The 26538-nt window shown below is 44.3% G+C and carries 21 protein-coding genes; 11 read left to right on the top strand and 10 right to left on the bottom strand.

The features are described 5' to 3' along the window. Nucleotides 1-36 precede the first annotated feature (36 nt). Nucleotides 37-951: a DUF6279 family lipoprotein gene (locus tag L4C35_RS03230; RefSeq protein WP_428461521.1), complete on the top strand. Its 915-nt coding sequence runs from the start codon at nt 37-39 to the stop codon at nt 949-951. 70 nt (nt 952-1021) lie between these two features. Here the strand turns inward: L4C35_RS03230 and L4C35_RS03225 are convergent, their stop codons facing one another. Beyond that, complete coding sequence (locus tag L4C35_RS03225; RefSeq protein ID WP_428461520.1) at nt 1022-2257, bottom strand: hypothetical protein; 1236 nt, start codon at nt 2255-2257, stop codon at nt 1022-1024. A gap of 557 nt (nt 2258-2814) precedes the next feature. Between L4C35_RS03225 and ycfP the strand changes: the two genes are divergently transcribed. Further along, a complete protein-coding gene (gene ycfP / locus L4C35_RS03220; protein WP_428461519.1) occupies nt 2815-3357 on the top strand; it encodes an alpha/beta hydrolase YcfP in 543 nt (180 codons plus the stop codon). 166 nt (nt 3358-3523) lie between these two features. Next, entirely contained in the window at nt 3524-4813 is a 1290-nt protein-coding gene (locus tag L4C35_RS03215) for an NAD(P)/FAD-dependent oxidoreductase (protein WP_428461518.1), read from the top strand. A gap of 152 nt (nt 4814-4965) precedes the next feature. On the opposite strand, the gene bamJ is transcribed toward L4C35_RS03215, so the two are convergent. The 5 genes from bamJ to L4C35_RS03190 all read right to left on the bottom strand — a co-directional run bounded on the left by bamJ (nt 4966) and on the right by L4C35_RS03190 (nt 11110). Further along, nucleotides 4966-5439, bottom strand: a complete 474-nt coding sequence (gene bamJ / locus L4C35_RS03210; RefSeq protein ID WP_428461517.1) for a BamJ family beta-barrel-assembly machinery protein — start codon at nt 5437-5439, stop codon at nt 4966-4968. A gap of 104 nt (nt 5440-5543) precedes the next feature. After that, nucleotides 5544-6104 carry a GNAT family N-acetyltransferase gene (locus L4C35_RS03205; protein ID WP_428461516.1) on the bottom strand — a complete coding sequence of 187 codons (561 nt, stop codon included), beginning with the start codon at nt 6102-6104 and terminating at the stop codon, nt 5544-5546. 56 nt (nt 6105-6160) lie between these two features. Beyond that, complete coding sequence (locus L4C35_RS03200) at nt 6161-7006, bottom strand: peptidoglycan binding protein CsiV (RefSeq protein WP_428461515.1); 846 nt, start codon at nt 7004-7006, stop codon at nt 6161-6163. Between the two features lie 29 nt (nt 7007-7035). Continuing rightward, complete coding sequence (gene mfd, locus L4C35_RS03195; protein WP_428461514.1) at nt 7036-10491, bottom strand: transcription-repair coupling factor; 3456 nt, start codon at nt 10489-10491, stop codon at nt 7036-7038. Between the two features lie 10 nt (nt 10492-10501). Next, nucleotides 10502-11110 (bottom strand): PilZ domain-containing protein, encoded by a 609-nt coding sequence (locus L4C35_RS03190; RefSeq protein WP_428461513.1) that lies wholly within the window; start codon nt 11108-11110, stop codon nt 10502-10504. A gap of 199 nt (nt 11111-11309) precedes the next feature. Between L4C35_RS03190 and lolC the strand changes: the two genes are divergently transcribed. Genes lolC through lolE form a run of 3 tightly spaced genes read left to right on the top strand, consistent with a single transcriptional unit; the run spans nt 11310 to nt 14444 of the window. Beyond that, a complete protein-coding gene (gene lolC / locus L4C35_RS03185; protein WP_428461512.1) occupies nt 11310-12518 on the top strand; it encodes a lipoprotein-releasing ABC transporter permease subunit LolC in 1209 nt (402 codons plus the stop codon). Next, the gene (gene lolD / locus L4C35_RS03180; RefSeq protein ID WP_428461511.1) at nt 12511-13200 is read left to right on the top strand and encodes a lipoprotein-releasing ABC transporter ATP-binding protein LolD; all 690 of its coding nucleotides are present in this window, start codon (nt 12511-12513) and stop codon (nt 13198-13200) included. Before lolC ends, lolD begins: the two co-directional genes overlap by 8 nt. After that, complete coding sequence (lolE, locus tag L4C35_RS03175; RefSeq protein ID WP_428461510.1) at nt 13200-14444, top strand: lipoprotein-releasing ABC transporter permease subunit LolE; 1245 nt, start codon at nt 13200-13202, stop codon at nt 14442-14444. Before lolD ends, lolE begins: the two co-directional genes overlap by 1 nt. A gap of 279 nt (nt 14445-14723) precedes the next feature. On the opposite strand, the gene L4C35_RS03170 is transcribed toward lolE, so the two are convergent. Beyond that, entirely contained in the window at nt 14724-15254 is a 531-nt protein-coding gene (locus tag L4C35_RS03170) for a DUF2062 domain-containing protein (protein WP_428461509.1), read from the bottom strand. 29 nt (nt 15255-15283) lie between these two features. On the opposite strand from L4C35_RS03170, the gene L4C35_RS03165 reads away from it, so the two are divergent. Next, complete coding sequence (locus L4C35_RS03165) at nt 15284-17857, top strand: DNA internalization-related competence protein ComEC/Rec2 (protein WP_428461508.1); 2574 nt, start codon at nt 15284-15286, stop codon at nt 17855-17857. Between the two features lie 165 nt (nt 17858-18022). On the opposite strand, the gene L4C35_RS03160 is transcribed toward L4C35_RS03165, so the two are convergent. Further along, a complete protein-coding gene (locus tag L4C35_RS03160) occupies nt 18023-19654 on the bottom strand; it encodes a methyl-accepting chemotaxis protein (RefSeq protein WP_428461507.1) in 1632 nt (543 codons plus the stop codon). A 493-nt stretch (nt 19655-20147) separates the two neighbouring features. Between L4C35_RS03160 and msbA the strand changes: the two genes are divergently transcribed. From msbA to kdsB, 4 genes are read left to right on the top strand one after another with little or no spacing between them, the layout of a single operon-like run. After that, nucleotides 20148-21917 carry a lipid A ABC transporter ATP-binding protein/permease MsbA gene (gene msbA / locus L4C35_RS03155; protein WP_428461506.1) on the top strand — a complete coding sequence of 590 codons (1770 nt, stop codon included), beginning with the start codon at nt 20148-20150 and terminating at the stop codon, nt 21915-21917. An 8-nt stretch (nt 21918-21925) separates the two neighbouring features. After that, complete coding sequence (gene lpxK, locus L4C35_RS03150) at nt 21926-22948, top strand: tetraacyldisaccharide 4'-kinase (RefSeq protein WP_428461559.1); 1023 nt, start codon at nt 21926-21928, stop codon at nt 22946-22948. After that, nucleotides 22929-23108, top strand: coding sequence for a Trm112 family protein (locus L4C35_RS03145; protein ID WP_428461505.1), 180 nt, complete (start codon nt 22929-22931; stop codon nt 23106-23108). The genes lpxK and L4C35_RS03145 overlap by 20 nt, the downstream gene beginning before the upstream one ends. 3 nt (nt 23109-23111) lie before the next feature. Further along, on the top strand, nt 23112-23858 hold the full coding sequence (kdsB, locus tag L4C35_RS03140; protein WP_428461504.1) for a 3-deoxy-manno-octulosonate cytidylyltransferase: 747 nt from the start codon (nt 23112-23114) through the stop codon (nt 23856-23858). Nucleotides 23859-24011: 153 nt separating this feature from the next. On the opposite strand, the gene L4C35_RS03135 is transcribed toward kdsB, so the two are convergent. Together L4C35_RS03135 and elyC are read right to left on the bottom strand one after the other, a co-directional pair. Beyond that, nucleotides 24012-25394, bottom strand: a complete 1383-nt coding sequence (locus tag L4C35_RS03135; protein ID WP_428461503.1) for an L-cystine transporter — start codon at nt 25392-25394, stop codon at nt 24012-24014. A 244-nt stretch (nt 25395-25638) separates the two neighbouring features. Continuing rightward, the gene (elyC, locus tag L4C35_RS03130; RefSeq protein WP_428461502.1) at nt 25639-26472 is read right to left on the bottom strand and encodes an envelope biogenesis factor ElyC; all 834 of its coding nucleotides are present in this window, start codon (nt 26470-26472) and stop codon (nt 25639-25641) included. Nucleotides 26473-26538 lie beyond the last annotated feature (66 nt).

Genomic DNA, 26538 nt, shown 5'->3' with positions numbered 1-26538 from the left:
GTAAAAAACTGACGCCAAGGATTAGCGAGGTTAGTATTGAAGCCTATTTTATCGACCTTATTCTCGAGTGCTGTTGAATCAGCAGAGAAAGCAAAGCAAACCGCCTTATTAAGTGTGTGTCTACGATGTATAAGTGTGAGTATCGCTGCCATTTTGTTAACTGGGTGCGTACTTCGTCTTGGTTATAATACGCTTAATTTTTGGATCCCTTATTATGTGTCGGATTATGTCAGTCTTGATTCGGCACAAGAGCGCGCTTTTGAAGCTAATTTAGATAAGGCACTTGAAGAGCATCGTCAAAAAGAACTCCCCAAAATCCACCGCTTAATTTCATCACTGCAAGTCGATCTTGAACAGCCTCTTAGTTTTCATCAAATTAGCCAATATCACGATAAATTTACTGCGATAGGGCAAGAATCGGCAACTATTTTCGTGCCGACATTTTCCTCCATGCTTCGGTCTTTGAATGATCAGCAACGTCAGCAGTTTAATAAAAAAATTGCAGGTGATATTGAAAAGTTACGCCAAGAGCGGGCTGTATTGACGACCAAGCAGAAGATCAAAAAGCGCAGTACAGGACTACAAAAAACGGCAAAACAATGGTTAGGCACGCTAACGAACAAACAGCGCGCGCTGTTAACGGAGCTCGCAGGTTATCAAGTAGAAATGGAACCAACGTTCTTCTCGGTACGTGAGAACTTTTTATCCGATTGGAAAACGCTCATGGCAGAACCACAATCAGGTGCTTTTCAGCAGCAATTGACAGTGACAGTGCATCAGCTGTTAGCCTTTGAAAACCCCGCCGCAGAGAAAGAGCTGCTTTTTTACCTTAATAGACGCTTTGATGTGATGCGTCGCTTGAATCATAGTTTAACGGATGATCAGCGGGATCACTTACAAGGCTTATTGACTGGGTTACGTAAAGATATTGCTAAATTGATTTATCAGTAATAGTTAATACTAACTTGGATAGCGATAGGGCTCACATCGGTGAGCCCTTTGGTCAGCTTGGTGTTAATTATTAGGGTTGAAGATCTGCCTTTATTTGATCAACTTGATTGGCAAGGGAGGTCTGTTGGAAATATTCCTGTTGGCTCTTGCCACTGTATAGTGCTTTATTGTTAACCAATTTATCGAGCTTATCTTTTTCAACAGTACCTGATGCGAGCTTATTGCTTAGTTCGTTAGCAATAGCTGAGTCTTTAGCGACCACATCTCCGTGCGTATCGTAGAAACGCGTTTTACCAATCTTAGGGTCAAATGGGTCACAGTAGGCTGTATCTAAGTTACCACTGCTAACGATTTGCTTGAATTTTGCTTCACTAATAGCTGTTTCTTTATTGTCTGCATATTCACTGCCTCGAATACACCAACTGACTTGGGTGCCGACACCAGGGAAGTGAGCAGAGATTAAGTTAATAGCATAAAATTTTGTAGGATCACTCGCATTTGCTTTTCCGTAATGATCGATAAGTTTGCCGCCTACAATTTGTGCTGTTACTTCGTTATTATCATATTCTTCGAAGAAGTAGCTGTGTTTAAACATATCGTTGGCAGAGACGAAATCAACGGCGCGGCCAGTATCCCAGCGGTAGCTCTTAAGGCGATCTTTAGATTGAATGTCGCCGGTGGTGAAGGTAGTCACTAAGCCTGTTACATCCTTAGAAACTGTGTCTTCTTGCCACGCGGTATAGTTATCGTGAGTTTGCAATGGCGTGTTTTGACTTGCTTCAACCGTGTATTTAAGGCGCAATTCTGTAATGCCGTTATTACCTTTGGTGATACTGTCGTGGCCACGTTCGCGTGCTATACACTCTTGAAAGTTTGCGGTGTAATAGAAGTAGCTAATCCAGTCTTTAGCTGCGACAGGCTTGGCGCTATGAGGCGAGAATTCCACCCGTCCCTCAGCAAGATGGATACCGTAAAAGCCAGTTAGCGTTTGGATTTGATCTGAGGTTAGCCCTTTTTTGAACATCTCATCCCAGCCCACACTATAAATATTGGCAAGGTTCATTGCTCCAGTGCAGTCGACAGTATTAATTTTATCAAATGACGTCGTCGCACTGCGCGTTGCATGACTTGCTGAGTATTTTGCAGTCGTTGACGTTGCTGGGTTTGCCACGCTTCCTTTAATTGCAGAGACAGTTAGTTGAGGTACAGCAACTTTCGGTTGGGATGGAGGAGGTGCTTGATCGCCACCACCACATGCCGTAAGAAGTGCTGTTGTAACTGAAATTGCTAAAAGTTTTACTTTCATTGTATTGCCTTCATTTTGCGTTCTTGGCTTTTCCACCTGAGCCTTTTGTAACTGAGTACGGGCTACTACCTATTACGTGTCGGCGGTTTAATTCCTGTTGTAAGTTAAGCTAGGCACTCGCGGCTCTATACTTGGAAATGCCAATTGAGCACTGTTTTAAATTCGGAAGGACAATAGCAATAAACTGCAGTCTTTACTACCCTGTAGCTTGGAGTAAGCACTATTGTTAGCAAAGCATTATATTTTTATATGATTACATGATGAGGTTATAGTGCGAATTATTTTTCATAGCAGTTTGTTTTAGATAGGAACTTTATTTCGCGCTTCGATTTCGAACGAAAAGTGATTTATAAGAGGGAAATTCGCTCTAATTGAGGTGGCGTTAGGCTGTATTGTCGCCAAGTCATTGAGTATTGATGATAGGAGACAAAAATGATGCATGAAAAGAACTGTGGAGTATTCCTCGGTTTTGCATACAAATTCCGACAATTGACTTTTAAACCTCAAGAAACGTGTTAGATTAATTTTGCAAGATATATAAACCGAGGGAGAAAAGGATGATCATTTATCTGCATGGCTTTGATTCAACAAGCCCAGGTAACCACGAGAAGGTTTTACAACTACAGTTTATCGATCCCGATGTACGGTTTGTTAACTACAGCACGCGCCATCCTAAACACGATATGCAACACCTACTAAAGGAAGTGCATAAGCTGATTGATGAGTCGAGTGATAAAGCTCCGATCATATGTGGTGTTGGTCTCGGTGGTTTCTGGTCTGAGAGAATCGGTTTTTTATGTGGCATAAGACAGGTTATTTTTAACCCGAACTTACAGCCAGAAAATAACATGGAAGGCAGAATTGACCGACCTGAAGAGTATTTAGACATAGCGACGAAATGTGTTGCAGAATTTAGAGAAAAAAATGCAGGTAATTGCCTGTGCATACTTTCAACTCAGGATGAAGTGTTAGATAATCGTCACACAAGTGATGTTCTCGGTGATTATTACAAGATCATCTGGGATGAGACGCAAACCCATAAATTTAAAAAACTGTCTCAGCATCTACAAACTATAAAAGCGTTTAAAGAAACAATCTAAGCCTCCTACGCCCTTGAAGGACTGATCTGAAATCGGTCCTTCTATCTATTTGCCCTCTGAAATCGTGAGATTTCATGGTCAGTTTGTCTTAGTGTTTACTGTTGTCAGCCAGAGCTAAGGCGAACTATTCAAGACAAAAATTCGATAAATCAAAGAGGAAGTAATCGTGACACGAATTATCGTTGTTGGCGGTGGTGCCGGTGGGCTTGAGCTTGCTACAAAATTAGGCCGCACATTAGGCCGTAAAGGTCGTGCAGAAGTAACGCTTGTTGATCGTAAAGCAAGCCACTTATGGAAGCCGCTTTTACATGAAGTCGCAACAGGTTCGATGGACGCAGGTGTCGATGCACTCAGCTATCGCGCACATGCAAAAAACCATCACTTCGACTTCCAAATGGGAAGTCTACAAGAGATTAATCGTGACGCTAAAACGATTATTTTATCTGAATTGCACAATGATCAAGGTGAACTGTTAATGCCTGAGCGTGAGCTTGCGTATGACATCCTTGTTATGGCAATTGGCTCAACATCTAATGACTTCAATACTCAAGGTGTACGTGATAACTGTATTTTCCTTGATAGCCCTGAACAGGCACACCGTTTCCGTACCGAAATGAACGATCAGTTCTTAAAGCTTCATGCGAATAAAGAACAGAAGACCGTTGATATTGCTATTGTGGGGGCGGGCGCTACGGGGGTAGAGCTTTCTGCCGAATTACACAATGCGGTTAAAGAGCTACAAAACTACGGTTTTGGCGATCTAGATAGCTCACGTTTGAATGTGAATTTGGTTGAAGCGGGTGAGCGTATTTTACCTGCCTTACCACCACGCATTTCATCTGCTGCGCACAGCGAATTAACCAAGCTGGGTGTGAATGTACGTACTGCAACTATGGTGACTAAAGCAGATGCGTCTGGTTTAACAACCAAAGACGGTGAACACATTCCTGCGCAAATCATGGTGTGGGCGGCGGGTATTAAAGCACCAGACTTCATGAAAGACATTGCAGGGCTTGAAACTAATCGCATTAACCAATTGGTTGTTAAGCCTACATTGCAAACAACGCGTGATGATGACATTTACGCAATTGGTGATTTAGCCTCTTGCGTGCAAGCCGATGGTAGCTTTGTGCCACCGCGTGCACAAGCTGCACACCAGATGGCGAGTCGTTGTTTTTCGAATATTGTTGCAAAGATCACTGATCGAGAGCAAAAGCCTTATGTATACAGTGACCATGGTTCACTTGTTTCTTTAAGTCGCTTCTCGACGGTAGGTAGTTTGATGGGTAACCTGACCAAAGGTTCTATGATGGTCGAAGGTCGTATTGCTCGCATCGTGTATATTTCACTTTACCGAATGCATCAGATTGCTTTGCATGGTGTATTCAAGACGGGCTTGATGATGCTGGTTGGTCGAATTAACCGTGTATTACGACCAAACCTGAAATTGCACTAATGACGCTAAGTGGATAAGCAGGGGGCTGATCAAAAAACATGCTCAACATATAAGTGACGACCTTGTTTTTCACCATCGATAGTTAATGAAAAAAGACCGCCAAATTTGGCGGTCTTTTTTTGTTTGGTAGCTCACTAATCAAATGAATACGACTAGTTAATTTTGATGAGCTCTACATCAAAAATAAGCACTGAGCCTGGAGGAATGCTACCAATTGCTCGGTTACCATAAGCTAGATTGGCAGGAATAAAGAAGCGGGTTTTTTCGCCTTCAACCATGAGTTGAACACCTTCCGTCCAGCCTGCGATTACCTGGTTTAACCCAAAATCAATTGGCTGACCACGATCGACTGAGCTATCAAAGACAGAACCATCTAATAAAGTGCCATGGTAGTGCACTGTTACTTTGTCTGATGCTTTCGGATGAACATTACCAGTGCCTGCTTGAAGCACCTGATATTGCAAACCAGATGCAGTGGTATGCACATCTTCATTTTGTTTGTTTTCGCTAAGAAAGACTTCGCCAGCTTGGATATTTACAGCGGCTGCTTTTTTGTTGCTTTGAGAGCGATACATGAAAAAAATCACGAAGCCAATAATGGCAATGGTTACGATAATCTTGAACACATGCTGTCCTTTAAGTGTTTGAGTTAAAATTATAATACGCGAGTAACGTTATACTAATCTTAGCTTAGTGCTAAGCAATTTTTCCTGCGCAATGCTGTGATCATTTACTCATTCAAGTTGGTATCACTCGGTATGATTGAATACAGGTTGGCATCAAGTGGTTGCCCATACATCATTATTTTATTTCGTAGTAACCCTTCAAATTTTGCCCCAGAAGATAACGCTGTCCGCTGGCTCGCAATGTTATCGGGGTGGGTGACAATATCAAGGCGGGTTAATCCAAGCGAAATAAAAGCTAAGCGACAAATGACATACAGCGCTTCAGACGCGATCCCTTTTCGGTGTTGACTCGAGCGGATCCAGTAGCCTACATTTGCGGAATTAGAGTTACATAGCACATCATAGAGTGAAATGCTGCCAACAAAGGTGTCGCTACATCGGTCAAAAATTGCGAGTTCGTAACATACGTCAGAGCGCCAATTTACTCGGCTGGTGGCTATCCACTCATTGGCATCGTGCTGATTATAGCTGTCACCGCACCATTCCAACCAAGGTGTGAGTTCAGGCAGTGATTCATGCACCGCCTCAAGATGAGGCAGTAGATCCGCACTTTTGTAAGGGCGTAGAGTAAGACGAGGAGTATGGTAGATATAATCTAAATTCATTGTTGTCTAATGCGGGTTTGGATAGAAAAAACCTCGCTAAAGCGAGGTTTTAAAACTTAAGCACCAACACGGCGAACTTGAATGATCATGCCCATCAATGGGTGATCTAAGTAGTGTGTTTCGCTGCTCTTCATTCTTCGTGTTTGCTTGAAACGAAAGTCTTTAAGGAACTCTTCAACTTCAACACGTTTTTTTACTTCCTGGAGGTGGCCAACTTGAACATTAGCTTCTCCCCCTAAGGTGTCTATCTCAAGTGGCTCTGTACCAACAATCACTTCACGTCGCCCAGGTTCACGCAAATCTAAATCAGCGTCAACAAACAGATAATGCTGTACATAGACTTGTAGCTTACCATCAAGTTCAAACAATGGTTTATTGATTGCTGGTTGGTTGATGTTATTGATGCTAGCGCTTGTTACATCATTGTCAGTTGTTACAACCATACCGCTGTCAGTATTTGGTGCAGCATCAGTGCTTATATCTTGAGGTGCTGATAACGATACAGCATCACGAGAGGTTCCGTCAGCAAAGTAACGGTCAGAGAAATCTTTACCTGCCGTTAGGTGGATTCGTGGTGCAGCCCCTTTACCTTGATCACCCTGGCGCCAAGCAATATGCGCGAGAGGCGTAAACCCCGCATGATTTTTTAGCTTGTTATATTCACTGTTTAGTTGGTACTGACTTGGTGATAAAACACGCACCCCTTTTGCTGAAAGGCGGTCTTTATCACTAAATGCAATCGTGCCACGTAAGTCGATGGCTTGTTGGGTATCAGGCCATGACTCATTGACTTGTTCTGGGTTTATGTTGCGTTTAAACAAAATGACTTCGATATCAAATTGTCGTGCCGCAAAACTTGGCCAACTTACTACTAAAAGCAGTAAATAGATAAACTTTTTCAAGATAATACTCCGCACGTTAGTGCATTCAATTATAAGCGGTTTTCAACAAACTGTGTTAAGACATCGTCAACAAACTTGATGCGGTCTTTGTTATTGCTTAGCGGTGTAGCTAATTTCAACTTTGTTGGCCCTTCCATACGGTATTTTTGAGGCTGTGATTGCAACAGACCAACAAGGAAAGTCGGGTTAATATTGGCATCAGGATTAAATTCAAGATACCCACCTTTTTCACCTGCTTCAATACGCTTAATGCCAATACCTGCCGCTTTCAGTTTGATTTTGTTCAATGCTAACAGGTTCGTTGTCGCTTCGGGTAGTAGGCCGAAGCGATCTATTAGCTCAACTTTCATTTCATTGATCGCATTTTCATCACTGGTGCTTGCAATACGTTTGTATAGTGACAAGCGGGTATTGATATCTGGGATGAAATCATCAGGGATCAATGCGGGTACGCGCAGCTCAACTTCAGTTTGTTGCTTTAATAAATCATCCAATGATGGTTCTTTGCCTTCTTTTAAGGCTTCGACAGCTTGCTCTAGCATTTCCATAAAGAGGGTAAAGCCAACCGATTGGATTTGACCACTTTGGTCATCACCGAGTAACTCTCCTGCACCTCGAATTTCTAAATCGTGAGTGGCAAGGGTAAAGCCTGCACCGAGATCTTCTAATGAGGCGATAGCTTCTAAACGTTTCACCGCATCTTTGGTCATGCGTTTAGGGTGTGGGGTCAGTAAATAAGCATAAGCTTGGTGGTGCGAACGCCCCACACGACCACGCAATTGGTGCAACTGAGCCAAACCAAGGTTATCGGCACGGTTCATAATGATGGTATTGGCGGTCGGTACATCAATACCTGTTTCAATAATGGTGGTACAAACCAAGACATTAAAACGCTGGTGATAGAAGTCACTCATGATGCGTTCAAGCTCACGCTCAGGCATCTGACCATGGGCAAATGTAATACGCGCTTCTGGCACTAGCTTGGTGAGCTCTTCGACTGTTTTTTCGATGCTATCGACTTCATTGTGAAGGAAGTATGTCTGACCACCCCGCATGATCTCACGCAAGATTGCCTCACGTACCACGACATCATCTCGCTCACGTACAAAGGTTTTGATTGCAAGGCGACGCGCTGGAGGGGTCGCAATAATGGATAAATCACGCATGCCGCTCATCGCCATATTTAGCGTACGCGGAATAGGAGTTGCAGTAAGCGTTAAGATATCGACATCGGCCCGTAGCGATTTGATCTTCTCTTTCTGACGCACCCCAAAACGGTGTTCCTCATCGACGATCAATAAGCCAAGGTCGTGATATTTGATAGAGGCATTGAGTAGTTTGTGGGTACCGATCAGGATATCGATTTTCCCTTCTTCTACGTCTGCCATGATTTGCTTTTGTTCTTTCGCCGTTTTAAAGCGAGAGAGTACTTCCACTCGAATTGGCGTATTGGCAAAGCGGTCACGGAAGTTTTCAAAGTGTTGTTGAGCAAGCAGTGTGGTTGGAACTAAGACACTCACTTGTTTATTGTTATCAACAGAGACAAATGCTGCGCGCATGGCCACTTCTGTCTTACCAAAACCAACGTCACCACAGACTAGACGATCCATGGCTTTTGCTTGGCACATATCAGATAGCACAGCGTTAATCGCTAAGGCTTGGTCATGGGTTTCTTCAAACGGGAAACCGGCACTGAAATCAGCGTAGCCTTCGCGGTCTAGGATGAATTTATGACCCGGTTTTAGCTCTCGTTTGGCATAGACATCAAGCAATTCTGCGGCGACATCTCGGACTTTTTCTGCTGCACGTTTGCGTGCTTTGGTCCAAGCTTCACCACCTAGCTTATGCAGCGGTGCTGTTTCTTCAGCGCCACCAGAATATCGACCAATTAAGTGTAAAGAGGCAACAGGCACATAAAGTTTGGCACCGCCTTGATATTCTAACGTTACGTATTCTGTTTTTAACCCGCCCGCTTCAAGCGTTTGCAGCCCTTTAAAGCGGCCAATACCGTGATCTATGTGTACAACAGGTTGGTCTACTTGAAGCTCGGCCAAGTTGCGGATGATGGTATCAGCATTAATGGTTTTCTTTTCTTCACGGCGACGACGTTGGATAACGCGCTCACCCAACAGATCGCTTTCACAAATAAGCGCGATGTTGGCATCTGCCAAGATAAAACCGTTTTCAGCGGCACCGATAATCAGCGTGTGTTCGCTTGGAGCTTGCAGGGCTTCGGTTAAGTTTTGGCACACCATAGGGCGAAGCTTAATGCGTGCCAGTAAATCTAATAGGGCTTCGCGGCGGCCTTCAGAGGCAACAGAAAAGATCACTTTACCGTTGAACTGCTCAATGAAACGGCGTAATTCAGCGAACGGTTCTTTGAGCTGATGGTTGATTGTAAGTTCAGGTACAGCCTCTAATGCTGGATTGTATCGGCCTGCTTTTTCGGGCTCGGCTTCATGGCGAAGGCGCACTTGTGGCAAAGGCTTAAAGCCCGCAAACATTTCATCTTTGCCTAGCCATAATTCGGCAGGCGGTAATAGAGGGCGTAGCGGATCGACTCGGCGTTGATCGTAACGGTACTCAGCATCAGCTAAAAATTGGTCGACAGGCGATTCTAGTTCGCCCACTGTCACTAATAGGCTGCTGTCTGGCAGGTAATCGAAGAGGGTTTCTGTTTGCTCAAAAAACAATGGTTGCCAGTATTCGATGCCTGCAGGCCAAGTGCGTTTACTGACTTGCTGGTAGATGGACTCTGGCTCGCGGCGGGCTTCAAAGCGTTCACGCCAGCGCATACGAAAGTTTTCGACTGCAATTTCATCGGTTGGGAATTCATGTGCTGGCAGTAGGTGGATTTCGTTAATTTCGCCGGTTGAACGCTGATTTTCAGGATCAAACTGGCGAATGGAGTCCACTTCATCATCAAAGAAGTCGATGCGGTATGGGTGGTTGCTACCCATAGGATATAAATCAACCAGCGATCCTCGGCTAGCGTATTCACCATGTTCCATTACTTGATCGACATGGCGATAGCCTGATGCTTCAAGTTGAATACGGAGCTTTTCAAGCGATAAGCGATCGCCATTGCTGACTAATAGCGCATGCTGGTGCAAAAACGATTGTGGCGTTAAGCGCTGCAGCAGTGTGCTAACAGGGATGAGTAACACGCCTGAGTTTTGAGTCGGTAACTTATATAAGCATGCCAAACGATCGGAAATAATATCTTGGTGTGGCGAGAAATTATCGTATGGCAAGGTTTCCCAATCGGGGAAAACACTGACGTCATGTGTGGTGAATTGGCTGACTTCGGGTTGCAAGCGCAATGCAGATTGGGAGTCTGCCACTACAACCAATAGTGGGCCTTGATGTTCGTTAGCAAGCTCAGCGATAGAGAGGGCAAGTGCCGCCCCAGAAAGGTTGCCTACGAATCGTTTGTCACCCGCTTTTTGTGGATGAGGTATAGCAAGAATAGATTCTGTTTTCATGGGGCTCTAATTATCTATCTGAACGTTGTTGTGCGCGTTCGCGCAGCAGTTTTTGTTGAACATGCAAAGCGGCGCGGATCAGTAAATCACGATCACTTTCAAGTAGCTGGGTATAACGTAGGTGGATTTCGTAGCTGTTGTTATCGCCGCTGTTGTCGCTATCATCTCCGCTTTGATTGTTATATGGCTGACAATCAATGACTTCGCCATAGCAATATATCGCAGCTGGTGGATCGTTTAAGAACAGTTTCATCCGCACAGTGCGGCCAGTGGCAAGTGGTGTCGATGATATAAAACTTAAGCGACTGGCACCAAAAGTACGGGTAGTAAAACGTACTGTAGGATCATCTTGCTGTGATAGCACATAAGAGAGCAGCAGGTTTATCTTGGTATTTTGTGCGCCAAGATAACCAATAAGCGCTTTACTGTCGTCACTGCCAAAATTAGACAATAAACGCTCAGTACTTTCTTCTAGTTCGCTACATTCACTGGCAACACGAAATAGTGGGGGAATTTCTAAACGAAAGGCCTCGTCATCAGGGCATGCAGCACTGTCGTCTAGCGGCTCGACATTGATGGTCAGCCCTGCATGGACTGAAAAATATTCATCCTGAATCATTGGGTGCTCTGTTTTTAAATTCAATTTAAGGATTATCACGCACCTTTGGCTATCGAGCAAGTTAAGCGGGTTAACTGCTCATTATTTGTCTATTTTTAGCCATTGTTTTTTCATTACTTTTACGCCGTTAATTGGTAATCATTCACGGCAAGGGTTATGCTTGCAGGCAGTTATTTATTGATGGTTTTTGAGCGAGTTTATGTTTCATCCCGTCTCACTTTTTATAGGGTTACGTTACTTACGTGGCCGTTCAGGCGATCGGTTTAGCCGTTTTGTCTCTTATATGTCGACCGCTGGCATTACGATAGGTGTGCTTTCTTTAGTGACAGTGCTGTCGGTGATGAACGGTTTTGAGCAACAACTTAAGCAGCGTATTTTAGGGGTAATGCCGCAAGCTGTAGTTAGTGAATCTGCAAACGTCACTTTACTAGAAGATCAAGCGCCAGCATGGTTGGCTGAATTACCGCATACCACACAAGTCACCCCTATCGTGCGTGGTGAGGCGATTTTACAGAGTGCGCAATCATTGTCTGCGGGTATGTTAATGGGGGTAGACCCCTCAGCCCAAGAGCCTATTGCGCAGCAGATGACCCTCGGTAACCTTTCTGATCTCACTGCGGGTAGTTATCACGTAGTACTGGGCCAGGCATTGGCAGCACAATTGAGTGTACAAGTCGGCGATAAAGTTCGCTTAATGGTGACGAGTGCGAGCCAATACACACCGTTAGGGCGCATCCCAAGTCAGCGTAATTTTACGGTTTCAGGTTTGTTTGATACGGGTTCTGACGTGGATAAACAGCTGATTGTCGTGAATATTCATGATGCAGGTAGGCTGCTACGTTTAAAGAGAGATGAGATATCTGGTTGGCGTTTATTCCTCGATGATCCTTTTGCTGTGACCGAACTGGCAAATTTATCACTGCCTGAACCGTGGCAATGGTCTGATTGGCGTGAGCAACGTGGCGAGCTGTTCCAAGCCGTGAAGATGGAAAAAAACATGATGGGATTGATGTTGGGTCTTATCATCGGTGTCGCTGCTTTTAATATTATTTCAGCATTGATCATGGTGGTGATGGAGAAACAAGCTGAAGTTGCTATTTTAAAAACGCAGGGTATGAGTAACTTCCAAGTCTTGATGGTGTTTATTGTACAGGGTGCAAGTAGCGGTGTAATTGGTGCTTTAGCGGGTGGATTGCTTGGTGTCTTGTTGGCTCTTAACCTTAATTCTGTGATGACAGTATTGGGTGTGCAGCTGATTACTGTGGGTGGTTCATTACCTGTGGTGATCTTACCGCTTCAAATTTTGTTTGTGATTGTCGGCGCGATAGCGTTAAGCCTATTGGCCACTGTTTTTCCTTCTTATCGTGCAGCTACTGTTCGTCCTGCTGAGGCACTTCGTTATGAGTAATTCGTTATTAGTTTGTCATGGTCTACGTAAAATTTACCGCGAAGCTCAGATGGAAACCGAGGTATTAAAAGGCGTTGGTTTTAGTATCGATAACGGTGAACTCGTGGGTATTGTCGGTTCATCGGGTTCAGGTAAAAGCACCTTGCTACATCTACTTGGTGCGCTGGATGAACCAACGGCGGGTGAAGTCTTTTTCAAAGGCAATAACCTGAGTGTCATGAGTACCAATAAGCAGGCGAAATTACGTAACCAAGAGATTGGTTTTGTGTATCAGTTTCATCACTTATTAGCTGACTTTAGCGCGTTAGAAAATGTGGCTATGCCTTTGTTGATCGGTGGCGTATCCATTGATGAGGCTAAGTTGCGAGCGCAAGAGTTGCTGGCAATGGTGGGTTTAAGCCATCGAGTTGAGCACCGTCCATCAGAGTTAAGTGGTGGTGAGCGCCAGCGCGTGGCAATTGCGCGTGCATTAGTGAACAAACCGTCTTTGGTTTTGGCTGATGAGCCAACGGGTAACTTAGATCATAAAACAGCATTGGATATTTACGATCTAATGCGTCGTTTAAATAAAGATTTTGGTACAGCATTTTTGGTTGTCACGCATGATAAAGAGTTAGCGGCAAAGCTGGATCGCTGTATGCACATGCAAGACGGCGAATTGGTACAGGTTGAGGTGGCTTAATGTTTCGACCTTTATCCCTGTATATCGGTAGCCGTTTTAGCCGTGCTAAACAACGTAACAAGATGGTGTCGTTTATTTCGATGTCGTCAACCCTAGGAATCGCTATCGGCGTTGCTGTGATCATTATTGGTTTATCTGCGATGAATGGCTTTGAACGCGAGTTACAAAACCGCGTGTTATCGGTTATTCCTCATGGCGAACTACAAGCAGTAAAACCGCCGTTTACCGACTGGCAATCGGTGATTGAGACAGCAGAGAAACATCCTCATGTGACGGGGGCTGCACCATATATAATGTTCACGGCCTTGCTCGAAAAAGGCACTAACCTCAAAGCGGTTGAAGTACGTGGGGTTGATCCTAGCCAAGAAGAGAAAGTCAGCGCAATTCCACAATTCATCAAAGATGGAGCGTGGCAGCAGTTTAAAGCAGGTAATAAGCAGGTGATCCTCGGGCAAGGTGTCGCGGATAAGCTGGGTATTGAAGTGGGTGATTGGATCACAGCTATGATTCCAAACCCCGATCCTGCACTGAAGCTACGTGCGCCGCATAGGGTTCGTTTGCAAGTTTCTGGCTTATTAGCGCTCGGTGGACAGATAGATCATAACTTTGCCTTGGTGCCGTTAGCGGATGCACAAGACTATTTATCAATGGGAGAGGGCGTGAGTGGGGTCTCTTTGCAAGTTGATAATGTGTTAGATGCGATGTCGATTGTACGTGAGGTCGGTTACACCCTACCTGTCTATGTGTACTTGAAAAGTTGGACGCAAAAGTACGGTTATTTATACCGAGATATCCAGATGGTTCGCACTATCATGTACTTAGTTATGGTATTAGTGATTGGGGTCGCGTGTTTTAATATCGTTTCTACACTGATGATGTCAGTAAAAGACAGATCACCTGACATTGCGATTCTTCGTACTATGGGAGCCAGTGATGGCTTAATTAAATCCATCTTTATCTGGCATGGCGTGCTGTCTGGCGTACTTGGTAGCTTAGTAGGGTCTGCGATAGGTTGCTTGGTTGCATTAAATCTGACTTCCATCATTAAAGGGTTAGAGCATGTAATCGGCCACCAGTTTTTATCTGGCGATATCTATTTTGTTGACTTTTTACCGACCGAATTAGCCATGCAAGATGTCGCGTTAGTGACGGTTACTGCGGTTATTCTGAGCTTGCTAGCAACCTGGTATCCTGCTCGCCGTGCAAGTGCGCTACACCCTGCACAGGTGCTAAGTGCCAAATAACTTGAATATTAAGTAACGAGTGATGCTTGTAGTGTCTCGAAAGCAGCGATCTATCGCTGCTTTTTTATTGGTTATAAATGGCGAATCGAAACGCGTGTTTCGTAGTAATAGGATGTAATTGTAGTGATTTGTTAGTGAAGTTATCTTAGTGGTCGTTCGCAGCTTTGTTGGCTGGACTCAGAATGAAGAGCTTATTTGGTATAATTTTGATATTAAAAAACCTCGTTAGCCATTGTTTGGTGGATAACGAGGTTTTTGTATTTTTGCAATCGAGAGGGGCTATACCCCTTTGCTAAATGGCTTTCTAAATCGACGCTTATTCCAGCTTCTTACGACAGAGTATCGCCACAAGCCTTGAATACCGAAGTAGCCAATAAGGCCACAAGCTACGCTGCAAATAAAGCAGCCAAGTAAGAATGGAGGGCCAATCTGACTCATCTGATGCAGCAAGAAATCCCACGACAGTTCAAAGTGGAAAGCTTGATGCGGAGTGTGCATCAGCCAAGCCCCGATTTTATACGCGCCGTAGAAAAGTACAGGCATGGTAATCGGGTTACTTATCCAAACTAACGCAACAGAAAGCGGTAAATTAACACCGAAACAAACAGCCAAACCCGCCGCCATGATCATCTGACTGGGTAGCGGAACAAAAGCCATAAAAAGGCCAACAGCGAATGCACCCGAAGCAGAACGGCGGTTTAGACACCATAAATTCGGGTTATAGAGAGTGTTTCCGAAAATTTTTAAAGCCTTTTGGCGCTTGATGACCTCATGGCTTGGCAAGAAACGTTTTATAAGTTGTTTAGGCATCTTTATTTCATACTAATCAAGTAACTAAAATGGTTATCCAAGCAGCTATTGGTTTTTCTATCGGATTATTGTCTCTTCACTGCTGGCCCTATGTGCTCGCAGATCATGAGATGACCATTATTACCCTGCTTGGTGGGGGTGTTGCTTTATTCCTACGCTACTATTTATGCCACTATGCCTTGGCAAATGTATTGATATGGCTCCTTGCTGGTGGTTTGTTTGTCTATATTTCAACCAGTAATTATATCTATACAGTGAAACAGATCCCTCCGATGGGAGCGAATATTACCATAGTTGGCATAGTTGATAGCATACAAAATGTGAATATTCCGTCTGATAACTTTGATTTCATTATCAAGGGTTGGCAAGCGCAGCCTGAAACATCCATAAGGGAGATGAAAGTCCGTCTTTATTGGGATAAGGCGAATACCCTTAAACAAGGCGAGGCTCATCAGCTTCAGGTTGTGTTGCGACGGCCTTATGGTCGAGTCAATCAGGCGGGTTACGATGCTGAAAAGTGGTATGTAGGCCACGGCTTTCATGGCCGAGGAAATGTGATTTCAACAGCACTTACTCCTGTCACTGAACAAGTAACACTACCCCCATATCTTATCCAGCAGGGCACGCTTTCTCTTCGACAAAGGTTATTTGACACTGTTGTTGAACAAGTAATTGATTTGCCGAACCATGGCCTATTATTAGCATTAAGTTTTGGTGTAAAAGACGCACTCACCGCAGACGATTGGGTGTGGCTGCGTGATAGTGGCTTGGCGCACTTAATGGCTATTTCGGGTTTACATATTGGTCTCGCCGTGGCTTTGGGCTGGTGGGGAGGGCTGCGATTACGTGGCGTCTTGCCTGAAACGCCATACTTTACGTGGTTGCCGATGTGGATTGGCTTGTTAGTGGCACTTTGCTATGCATGGTTAGCTGGTTTTAGTGTGCCGACACAGCGTGCGTTATTAATGGCAAGTATTGTGATGCTGTTGGTACGTTTTTTGGTGGTGTCGCCGGCATGGTTTATTTTGCTGCTAACGTTCGTGCTTTGCTTAATGATTGATCCCCTAGCAAGCTACACCATGGGTTTTTGGTTCTCATTCACAGCGGTGTTGGTATTGTTGGTTTTACGCTCAAGTCAGCGGATAACAAGCAGTCAAGATGATACGGACAGTCAATTCGAACCAGACTCAAACCACCCCGCTGCGCTTGGTGCTGATAGTGGTTGGGTTGCTGCTTTATCGTCACTACTCACAACGGCAAGCGTGATATCCGTGCGCGTTTATCAAGGCGCGAAGCAGCTGTTGATTTTACAGTTCTATTTATTGGCTTTAATGTTGCCATTACAGTGGTATTTTTTCGGTGGATTTTCTGTATTCGCACCAGCCATTAATTTTGTTGCTTTACCTCTTATTAGTTTTATTACTGTCCCTCTGATTTTTGCCGCACTGTTGGTGATGAAAGTCCCTGATGTTGCCTTCTTTTTGTGGCAATTAGCCGATTGGAGTTTGCAGCCTGTGGTCTGGCTCGGGAAACGCTCTGTCGGTGCTTGGCTTGAGTTTTCGGCTCAGTGGCTACCTCTTATTGTGGTATTCGCTGCTGGGTTATTGAGCGTGCGGCTACTACCACTTCGTCATTTTCCTGCGTTATACCTTAGCCTTACGGTTATTTTCTGTAGCTGGCAATGGCAACAGCATGCTCCTGTCTTTAAGGCTTATTTAGAACCGGCACTGGCAATAGATAGTATCGCAATGCCGAGTGAGCAGGGCGAGATAAAGAGAGAGGAGAGAGAAGCCACACATGGGGCAGTCTCACACTCATGGGGGGTAGAAATGCTAGATGTCGGCCACGGTTTGTCAGTTATCGTGACACGTAATGGACGCGCTGTATTGTACGACACAGGAAACGTTTGGCTGCAAGGTAGCATCGCTTCGTCAGTTGTTGAACCCGTGTTGAAAGACCAAGGCATTTATACATTAGATGGTTTGATCCTGAGCCATGCAGATAGTGATCATGCAGGTGGCGCAAGTTATTTAAGTGCGCGGTATGCGCCTAGCTGGAAAAGGAGTAGTGATTATCGTATGGGGTATTTACCCTGTATAAAAGGTCAATCATGGCAATGGCAGTCGTTAACGTTTACCGTGATTTGGCCGCCTAAACGGGTAAAACGCGCTGCTAATCCACATTCTTGCGTGATTACAATCAGTGATAAATTGCTAGCACGTCAATATGGCTTCCAAGCAACTGAAGTTTTGCTGACTGGTGATATCGACGCGATCTCTGAGTTATTAATCGCCAGAGCATACCCGCAACTATCTCCTGATGTGTTTTTTGTCCCTCACCACGGCAGCAAGACGTCATCGAGCGTAACTTGGTTAGAGCGGATAACGCCGCAGTTAGCATTAGTCTCGGTCGGACGCTATAACCCTTGGCAACTTCCAGCACCCTCTGTGAAAGCGCGTTATCTGCAGCGTAATATTCCATGGTTGAGTACCGCAGAATTAGGCCAAGTTTCCGTTGTGATTGGGCAAGGAGAGGTACAATATCAAGCGGCAAGAACAAACTTTCGACAGGCATGGTATCGAGATGCTTTTTCTGCTTTGTAGTTAGAAAAGGTAAAGCGACATAGCTAATTTGAAGCTATAGATAACAAGATGATAAATGGCTGTTGACGGTCACTAGTTAGCCCACCTTCAGGTATAAGGTGGGCATTTAATGAACTTGAGGCTAAAACTATCGCCTCAGCATCATTGTTACGTTCAGGTTATGGGTTAAACAATCTTAAACTGTCTAATCACATCCTGCATATTAACGGCCAGTTGACTAAGCTGCATACACGCCTGAGCCGTTTGAGATGAACCTGTCGCAACCTCCCCTGAGAATTGATTGATATGCTCAACATTACGTTGTAGTTCTTCAGATACAGAGCTTTGTTCACTACAAGCGCTTGCAATTTGAATGCTCATGGCCGCCATATCATTAATTGAAGCAGTAATTTGACCTATGGTATTTCCTGTTTGCTCTGTTTGCTCCACACAGCGAAGAATTAACTCACAGCTATTACTTGTTCCTTGTACTGCTGTTTTTGAACGAGATTGGAGCTTATCGATAATTGAAACGATCTCTTCTGTTGAAGATTGTGTTCGCCCAGCCAAGGTTCTTACTTCGTCAGCAACCACCGCAAAGCCACGCCCTTGTTCACCTGCACGTGCAGCTTCAATTGCTGCATTGAGTGCGAGTAAATTTGTTTGTTCTGCAATGCTTTGGATAACATCTACAACCATACTGATGTTAGAACTATCTTGTTCTAGCTGCTCAACCATCTCGCCCGTTTGTTGGATCACTCTCTGGGCTTTTTGGATGTTTTCGATGCTTAGTTGCACCACGGTTCGACCTTCTTCTGCATCTGAGGTTGCATTGCGAGCTGACTGAGAGGCTTCTTCAGTATTGTTTGCGACATCATTAACTGTGGCCTGCATTTGATTCATGGCCGTTGCGATCAAATTAAGCTGATTTTGCTGTTCGTTCATGCCTTGCGAGGTTTGTTCTGAAATAGCGCTCACTTCTTCAATCGAGGCACTTAGTTGAGTGGCGGTACTTGAAATTTGTTCTATTAGAGCTAGCAATTTGTCCTGCATTTGCTGAAAACTATCAGCGAGCTGACCCATTTCGTCATTGCCAATTTTGTCTCGTGCAATCCGATGTGTTAAATCACCAGACGAAATTTTATGTGCTAATTCCATAACCAATTCAAGGGGGTTACACACTTGACGGCTGAGCAGCGATCCCATTCCGATCATAAAGCCTAGTAGTAAAATTACCCCCACAAACGCATACAAGCGAGTGTCTTCCACCCTTTGGTTACTTGTGGCTTTATCTGAGGTCATATAAGACTGATTTAATTTTTCAAGATTAGATAAAGCAGCTTGTAGTTTTTGAAAGCTACTTAAGCTAGAGAGAACAATGTGATTGGCCTTATCGATATCACGTCGCTTTAATGCCGGAATAAACTCTTGAGATTGATTAAGGTAGTGCTGCCAAGCTTGTGTTACTTGCGTATAGGCTTGCTTATCGTTGTCATCCCATAAACCACTTTCATACTCACTTAGATAGGTATTAATGCGCTTTTCTGAGTCTACAATACCTTGAATCCAATTAATGAGTTGCGGGTGATCTATGTTTGGTAAAAGAGAAAACTGATCTTTACGCAGCGTTATGACTTCATTTTGTGTGTTTTTGACTAAAACAACACTGGGTACTGTGGTTTCGGCGAACTCGACCAAGGAGTCATTCACGTGATTGAGTTGGTTCATTATAAAAAAGATTAGGAAAATAATCGCAGCAGAGATACTGGCGAAAACAGCAAACATTTTTTTTCTGATACTTAAATCGGATATTCTCATAGGATAAATACTTAAAATTGATCTACATAGAGACTGCTGAGGAGTTCTAGCTCTATCAGTATCATCGTTGAAAGCGACTACTTGTTATGGCAATGCCTCAGCAGGATGGTAACGTCATGTTGATTAAGCGGCTAATGTCATGGCGGAATGAAATTATAGAGTGATTACTCAACTGTATTTATGCGCTAAATCACAGCAATAGCCCGATGTTTTATACGAATTGTGTGTTTGCTGACCTTTATGGTCACTTTAACAAGGAAAGAAAGTGCGGATTGTCGATGTTAGGCTGTTCGTTTTTTTACTTATCATTGATGGATTCTTGCAACCAATTAAGTCGTGCTTCAACAAATGTTGGGCTTAACTTGAGGCGGTTTATTGATGGCTTAATTGTATAAAAAGGGAACAGTACGAGTGTGTTAGCGGTAACATATTTGGAGCACAGCCCAGATTGAGAGTAGAATAGGTGAATAGTTTAAAAAAATGATGGTCTTTCATGAATAAGCAGCAACAAGAAACTGAAGCGACGGTATTAGATACTTTCAAGCTACTGTGGCCGTATATCAGTATTTATAAAGCCGGCTTAGTTGTCGCTATTGTCGCATTAATCGTTAACGCATTAGGCGATGCAGTACTTATCTCCATGATAAAGCCTTTAATGGATGAGAGTTTTGGTGGGTTAGGTTCGATTGAATCTGACTTTTTGGCAATGATGCCATGGTTTGTCCTTGGCTTAATGATAGTTCGAAGCTTAAGTAGTTTCGTGTCGACCTATTGTCTTGCTTGGGTTTCTGGCAATGTTGTGATGAATATTCGTCGTAAGATGTTTAATCATTTTATGGCAATGCCTGTGAGCTTTTTCGATAAAGAATCTTCGGGTAGCTTATTGTCTCGAATCACCTACGATTCAGAGCAGGTTGCCAATGCAACAAGTTCAGCATTGATTAACATAGTGCGTGAATGTACGACCATTATTTCGCTTGTTGCCTTGATGTTTTGGAACAGCTGGCAGTTATCTGCAATCTTGATCATTATTGCGCCAGTTGTGGCGATTGGTATCAAGATGATCTCTTCGCGTTTCCGTAAAGTGTCTCGTGGCATGCAAGACGCAATGGGTTCGGTGACAGCACAGACAGAACAAATGTTAAAAGGTCACAAAGTGGTACTTAACTTTGGTGGTCAAGAGAAAGAACAAGCGCGTTTTGAAGACGTAAGTAATCAAATGCGTCAACAATCAATGAAGTTAACCGCAGCGAATGCTATCTCGACGCCTGCCATTCAAATGGTTGCTTCGTTAGCACTTGTTTTTGTTCTGTTCTTAGCGGGCTCTGAATCACTACGCTCAGAATTGACACCTGGTACGTTCGCGGTTGTGTTTGGTTCTATGTTTGGTTTAATGCGCCCAATCCGTGGTCTAACAAACGTGAACTCACAATTCCAACGTGGTATGGCGGCGTGTGGTACTTTGTTTGCTCTGCTTGATCTTGAGACAGAGAAAGACAATGGTAAACATGAAGTTGAGCGTGTATCGGGCGCAGTAAAAGTAGACGATGTTACTTTTACTTACCCAACGAAAGACTCACCAGCACTGCGTAATGTTAGTTTTGATTTAGAAGCGGGCAAGACGTTAGCACTGGTAGGTCGTTCAGGTTCGGGTAAGAGTACGATTGCCAACCTGCTTACACGTTTTTACGACATTGATAGTGGCTCTATCAGTATTGATGGTCACGAAGTCAAAGATTACACCTTGAAGAACCTGCGTGAACAAGTCGCGGTTGTCTCTCAGAACGTTCATTTGTTTAACGACACCTTAGCAAACAATATTGCTTATGCGTGTGGTGACAAATATAGCCGAGCTGATATTGAAAAAGCGGCAGAGTTAGCGTCTGCAATGGACTTTATCCGCGACCTAGATAAAGGTTTAGATACGGAAATTGGCGAAAATGGTGTCAGCCTATCAGGCGGTCAACGTCAACGTATTGCGATTGCTCGTGCACTATTACGTAATGCACCAATTCTTATTCTTGATGAAGCAACATCAGCACTGGATACCGAATCTGAGCGTGCTATTCAATCTGCATTGGATGAGCTACAAAAAGACCGTACTGTACTGGTGATTGCTCACCGTCTATCAACCATTGAAAAAGCCGATCAAATTTTGGTTGTTGATGAAGGTGAAGTGATTGAGCGCGGTAGCCATAGCGAGTTAATTGCAAAAGAAGATGGCGCTTACGCCCAACTTCATCGTATTCAATTCGGCCAATAATGAGCACCTTGATCGAGAAAATCTGGTTTCAGCGCCATCCCGTCGGGATAGCGCTGATGCCTGTGTTATGGCCGTTAAGTCAAATCTTCAAAGCGATTAGCCAGCACCGCCGTAAGCAGTTTGAATCAGGTGCCAAAGCGTCTTATCGCGCACCAGTGCCTGTTGTGATTGTTGGTAACATCACTGCTGGTGGTAACGGTAAAACGCCAGTTGTGGTTTGGTTGGTAGAGCAGTTATTGGCACAAGGCTTAAAGCCGGGTGTTGTCTCTCGTGGCTATGGCGGTAAAGCACCGCATTACCCGTATCAAGTTGACATTAATAGCCCAACTGCTTTTGTCGGCGATGAACCTGTACTCATTCATCGCCGTACAGGTGTACCCGTAGCGGTTTCACCTGTACGTGCTGAAGCTGTTCAATTACTTCTTGCTGAAAAAGATGCATCGAAGCGTGTGGATGTCATTATTACCGATGACGGTTTACAGCATTACGCCCTTCAGCGTGATATCGAGATCGTTGTTATTGATGGCCAGCGCCGTTTTGGTAATCAGCATTTGATCCCTATGGGACCATTGCGGGAGCCTTGCGAGCGACTTGATGAGGTCGATTTTCAGATCTGTAATGGTGGTGAAGCGCAGCAGGGTGAAATTCCGATGCGGTTATCACCTTCAGCCTTGATTAATCTCAAGACGGGTGAGCGATGCGATGTGACAGCATTGAATGACATAGTCGCAATGGCAGGCATAGGTCATCCGCCACGCTTTTTCGATACATTGCGTGAGCTTGGTATTGAACCTAAACATTGTCAGCCGTTTGCTGATCACCAAGCGTTTAAACAACAAGAATTAACCGTGTTGGCTGCTAAAGGCCAGCACTTAGTCATGACAGAGAAAGATGCGGTGAAGTGCCACGCTTTCGCTGAGTCAAATTGGTGGTATCTGCCCGTCGATGCTGAGTTACCAGCAGAACAGGCACAAGATATCATCAGTCAGATAATAAAGATAAAGGAACAATATGGATCACCGTCTGCTTGAAATCGTTGCATGCCCAGTGTGTAAAGGGAAATTGAACTACGATAAAGAAAAGAACGAACTTATCTGCAAATTTGATCGTCTGGCTTACTCTATTAATGATGGCATTCCAGTGTTGCTTGAGCCAGAAGCTCGCACGCTGAGCGCAGAAGAGGTTAAATAAAGCATGGCTTTTACTGTCGTTATACCAGCCCGTTATCAATCATCCCGCCTACCGGGTAAACCATTAGCTGACATTGGCGGTAAACCAATGGTGCAATGGGTATATGAACAAGCAAGTAAGTCTGGTGCAGATAAAGTTATCGTAGCGACAGATGATCAACGCATTGTTGATGCCGTGAAAGCGTTTGGTGGTGAAGTTTGCCTAACGCGTAGCGATCATGAATCAGGTACTGAACGTTTGGCTGAAGTGGTTGAAAAATACCAACTTGCTGATGACCACATTGTCGTTAATGTGCAAGGCGATGAGCCTCTAGTTCCTGAAAGTATTATTCGCCAAGTCGCGGATAATATTGCACGCTGCGACGCACCGATGGCGACGCTAGCGGTGCAAATTGATCACGCTGATGAAGTATTTAATCCAAATGCAGTAAAGGTTGTCACTGACGCGAATGGATATGCACTGTACTTTAGCCGTGCATCGATTCCATGGGATCGCGATAACTTTGCGAAACGTCCGCAAGAGATCCACCAGAGCTTGCTGCGTCATATTGGGATTTATGCGTACCGTGCAGGTTTCATCAATACTTATATTAACTGGGAACCGAGTGCGCTTGAGAAGATTGAATCTTTAGAGCAACTTCGTGTGCTTTGGTACGGTGAGAAGATCCACGTTGATGTGGCAATTGATACCCCACCAGCTGGGGTTGATACACCTGAAGATTTAGAAAAAGTGCGTCAGCTTATTGGTTAGATTCTTGAGTTTAAGAATCAACTCAACTATAGCTAACAATAAGTGATAAACAATGAATACAAAAATGCCACCTTAGCGATAAGGTGGCATTTTTATTTGTGGCGATAGCTGATCTGTTTAGCAGTCAGGATTCCTGACTGCATATTATGTGTATTAGGCTTTTGCTGTTTCCACTTCACCATCTTGTTGGAAGATAGAGTCATCAGCCTGACCTAAGAGGCGAGAGGTGATTGTTCCTGCAGTCATAGAGCCACTCACGTTAATTGCGGTACGGCCCATATCAATCAAAGGTTCAATAGAAATAAGCAGACCAGCGAGCGCTACAGGCATATCAAGTGCTGAGAGAACAATCAGAGCTGCAAACGTTGCTCCGCCACCCACACCCGCAATACCGAATGAACTGATGGTAACAATAGCAACCAGTGTCAGGATAAAGCTGATATCCATAGGGTTAATACCTACAGTTGGCGCAATCATCACAGCTAACATTGCAGGGTATAAGCCAGCACAGCCGTTTTGACCCATAGTGGCCCCGAATGATGCCGAGAAGTTTGAAACGCCTTCACCATTACCTAGCTGCTTCACTTGCGCATCAATGTTCAATGGAATTGTGCCTGCGCTTGAGCGAGAAGTGAATGCAAAGGTAAGTACTGGCAGAACCTTTTTTAGGAAGCGAATCGGGTTAACGCCAACCAGCGATACCAGAACAAGGTGCATAACCAGAATGATACCTAAACCAACGTACGATGCCATTACAAAGTTAATGAGGCTAAGAATGTCGTCAAGGTTTGAGCCCGCAACCACTTTGGTCATGAGTGCAAGCACACCGTATGGCGTTAGGCTTAGCACCATGCGTACTAGCGTTCGAACAATTTCTTGAGCAACTTGGACAAACTTCTCAAAGCTTGCACCAAGTTCTGGTTGAGTGCGAATAACACTGACACCCGCAACACCAATGAAAGCAGAGAAAATAACAACAGCGATGGTTGAAGTTGCACGGCTGCCCGCTAAATCTGCGAAAGGGTTGCCAGGGAAGAAAGAAATTACCATATCGGCAAAAGAAATCGCTTCCACGGTTGAAAGGCGAGTCTCTAGCATTTCACCGCGAGCTATTTCACGCGCACCTTGCACAATACCTTCCGCTGATAGGCCAAACAGATGGCTGACAAACAAGCCAATCACAGCCGATGCCGCGGTCGTCGCAAGCAAGATACCGATTGTTAAACCTGAAATTTTACCCAGCGAACCTGAGTCTTTTACTTTAACGATAGCGCCAATGATAGATACCATGATTAACGGCATAATGATCATTTTCAGTAGGCTCACGTAACCAGAACCCACAATGTTTACGTATTCTAACGTGCTACCAATGACGGCATTGCCACCACCGTAAACCGCTTGTAGAGCACCACCAAATAGCACACCAAGACCAAGGCCAGTGAATACGCGTTTAGAGAGAGTTTGATCTGTTTTTTGCTGTTTCGCTAATAATGCGATGAGTAGGGCGAATATCGCCAAGTTAATAATCTGATACATAGTCTCTAGCCACCTAACTGCTTGATATGTGATTCTTGTAATGGCTGAAATAATAAAGAGGTGTGATACAAAACGGCAGTAGTTTTTATAATGATGACTATATGAATTTGGCACATGATATAACAAAAATTGCTATTGGCGCAGGGTGTGGTTGTTTTGCGCTCATATAATGCAAAAAGCCAGCTAAATTAGCTGGCTTAGAGGTTTATGCTGAGTGGGAGTTAATTATTGCTTTTACTGACTATTAAGAAAATGCATCAGTATGGCTGATAACAACGGCGGTTGTTGGTGGCTCTTTTTTAATCAAGTGCTCGTTATTACCGATAATATTACGTAACTTTTGCCACCACTGCCCCAAGGTTTCGTGCCAGTAGCGTTCAGTTTGTTCCAAGTACTTCGCTTGCGGCGTGTATTTGGCCCAAGCTTGTTCAATATTGCGGTGGGCTAAAAAGTTAGTGGGTGCGGGAGTGGGTTGTAAACCCGCCTCATTGAATTCAAATAAAGCGCGTTCCATATGGCTTGCCGATGTCACCAACACCAGGTTTTTACTGCCAACCACAGATGAAGCCTGAAAAGCTTCTTCCCATGTGTCCTTGGCGGTTTCTAGGAGTAAGATGTCTGTCTTATTGACGCCGAGTGCGAGCGCAACTTTTGCCATCATTCGAGCTTGGCTGATTTCAGTGCCGCCACCGTAACCTGACAGGATCATTTTAGCGCTTGGGTATAAACGGTGAATTCGAATACCCTCTGATAGGCGCATTAATGCCGTACGCGACAGTTCAGACGTGACAGGGATATTTTTATCAATAACGTGGCCACTGCCTAACACCATGATGTAATCAACAGGCTTGTTGCTGGGTATAAAACCCGTATATTGACGTTCAAGCGGGTAGAGTAACTTTGTCGAGATGGGTTGGAATGCAAATAAGAATATTCCTAATAATGAAGTGGTCAATAGAAGAGAGGCAAGCCCTTTTCGTTTGGTGAACCACAATACCAATAAGCCGAACAGGCCTAAAATCAGCATCGCAGGGAGTGGCATAAGTAATGCCGATATCAATTTTTTTAGTTCAAACATACAATCTAGCCCGAAAAATCAGCAGTTGAGCTTAAAAAGACATCACAAGCCTTTATTCCTATAGAG

This window comes from Photobacterium kagoshimensis (genome assembly GCF_050337045.1).
Classification (GTDB): Bacteria; Pseudomonadota; Gammaproteobacteria; order Enterobacterales; family Vibrionaceae; genus Photobacterium; species Photobacterium kagoshimensis.
The sequence above is the reverse complement of the archived record's forward strand: the minus strand, read 5'-3'. Positions and strand labels throughout refer to the sequence as shown.

Bases quoted from the DNA above. Each gene is read 5' to 3' on its own strand.
- ycfP (WP_428461519.1), top strand. From the start codon at position 2,815: ATGATCATTTATCTGCATGGCTTTGATTCAACAAGCCCAGGTAACCAC.
- msbA (WP_428461506.1), top strand. From the start codon at position 20,148: ATGAATAAGCAGCAACAAGAAACTGAAGCGACGGTATTAGATACTTTC.
- mfd (WP_428461514.1), bottom strand. From the start codon at position 10,491: ATGAAAACAGAATCTATTCTTGCTATACCTCATCCACAAAAAGCGGGT.
- L4C35_RS03225 (WP_428461520.1), bottom strand. From the start codon at position 2,257: ATGAAAGTAAAACTTTTAGCAATTTCAGTTACAACAGCACTTCTTACG.
- lolE (WP_428461510.1), top strand. From the start codon at position 13,200: ATGTTTCGACCTTTATCCCTGTATATCGGTAGCCGTTTTAGCCGTGCT.
- L4C35_RS03145 (WP_428461505.1), top strand. From the start codon at position 22,929: ATGGATCACCGTCTGCTTGAAATCGTTGCATGCCCAGTGTGTAAAGGG.
- L4C35_RS03135 (WP_428461503.1), bottom strand. From the start codon at position 25,394: ATGTATCAGATTATTAACTTGGCGATATTCGCCCTACTCATCGCATTA.
- L4C35_RS03190 (WP_428461513.1), bottom strand. From the start codon at position 11,110: ATGATTCAGGATGAATATTTTTCAGTCCATGCAGGGCTGACCATCAAT.
- kdsB (WP_428461504.1), top strand. From the start codon at position 23,112: ATGGCTTTTACTGTCGTTATACCAGCCCGTTATCAATCATCCCGCCTA.
- lolD (WP_428461511.1), top strand. From the start codon at position 12,511: ATGAGTAATTCGTTATTAGTTTGTCATGGTCTACGTAAAATTTACCGC.
- L4C35_RS03165 (WP_428461508.1), top strand. From the start codon at position 15,284: ATGGTTATCCAAGCAGCTATTGGTTTTTCTATCGGATTATTGTCTCTT.
- lolC (WP_428461512.1), top strand. From the start codon at position 11,310: ATGTTTCATCCCGTCTCACTTTTTATAGGGTTACGTTACTTACGTGGC.
- elyC (WP_428461502.1), bottom strand. From the start codon at position 26,472: ATGTTTGAACTAAAAAAATTGATATCGGCATTACTTATGCCACTCCCT.
- L4C35_RS03205 (WP_428461516.1), bottom strand. From the start codon at position 6,104: ATGAATTTAGATTATATCTACCATACTCCTCGTCTTACTCTACGCCCT.
- L4C35_RS03170 (WP_428461509.1), bottom strand. From the start codon at position 15,254: ATGCCTAAACAACTTATAAAACGTTTCTTGCCAAGCCATGAGGTCATC.
- L4C35_RS03160 (WP_428461507.1), bottom strand. From the start codon at position 19,654: ATGAGAATATCCGATTTAAGTATCAGAAAAAAAATGTTTGCTGTTTTC.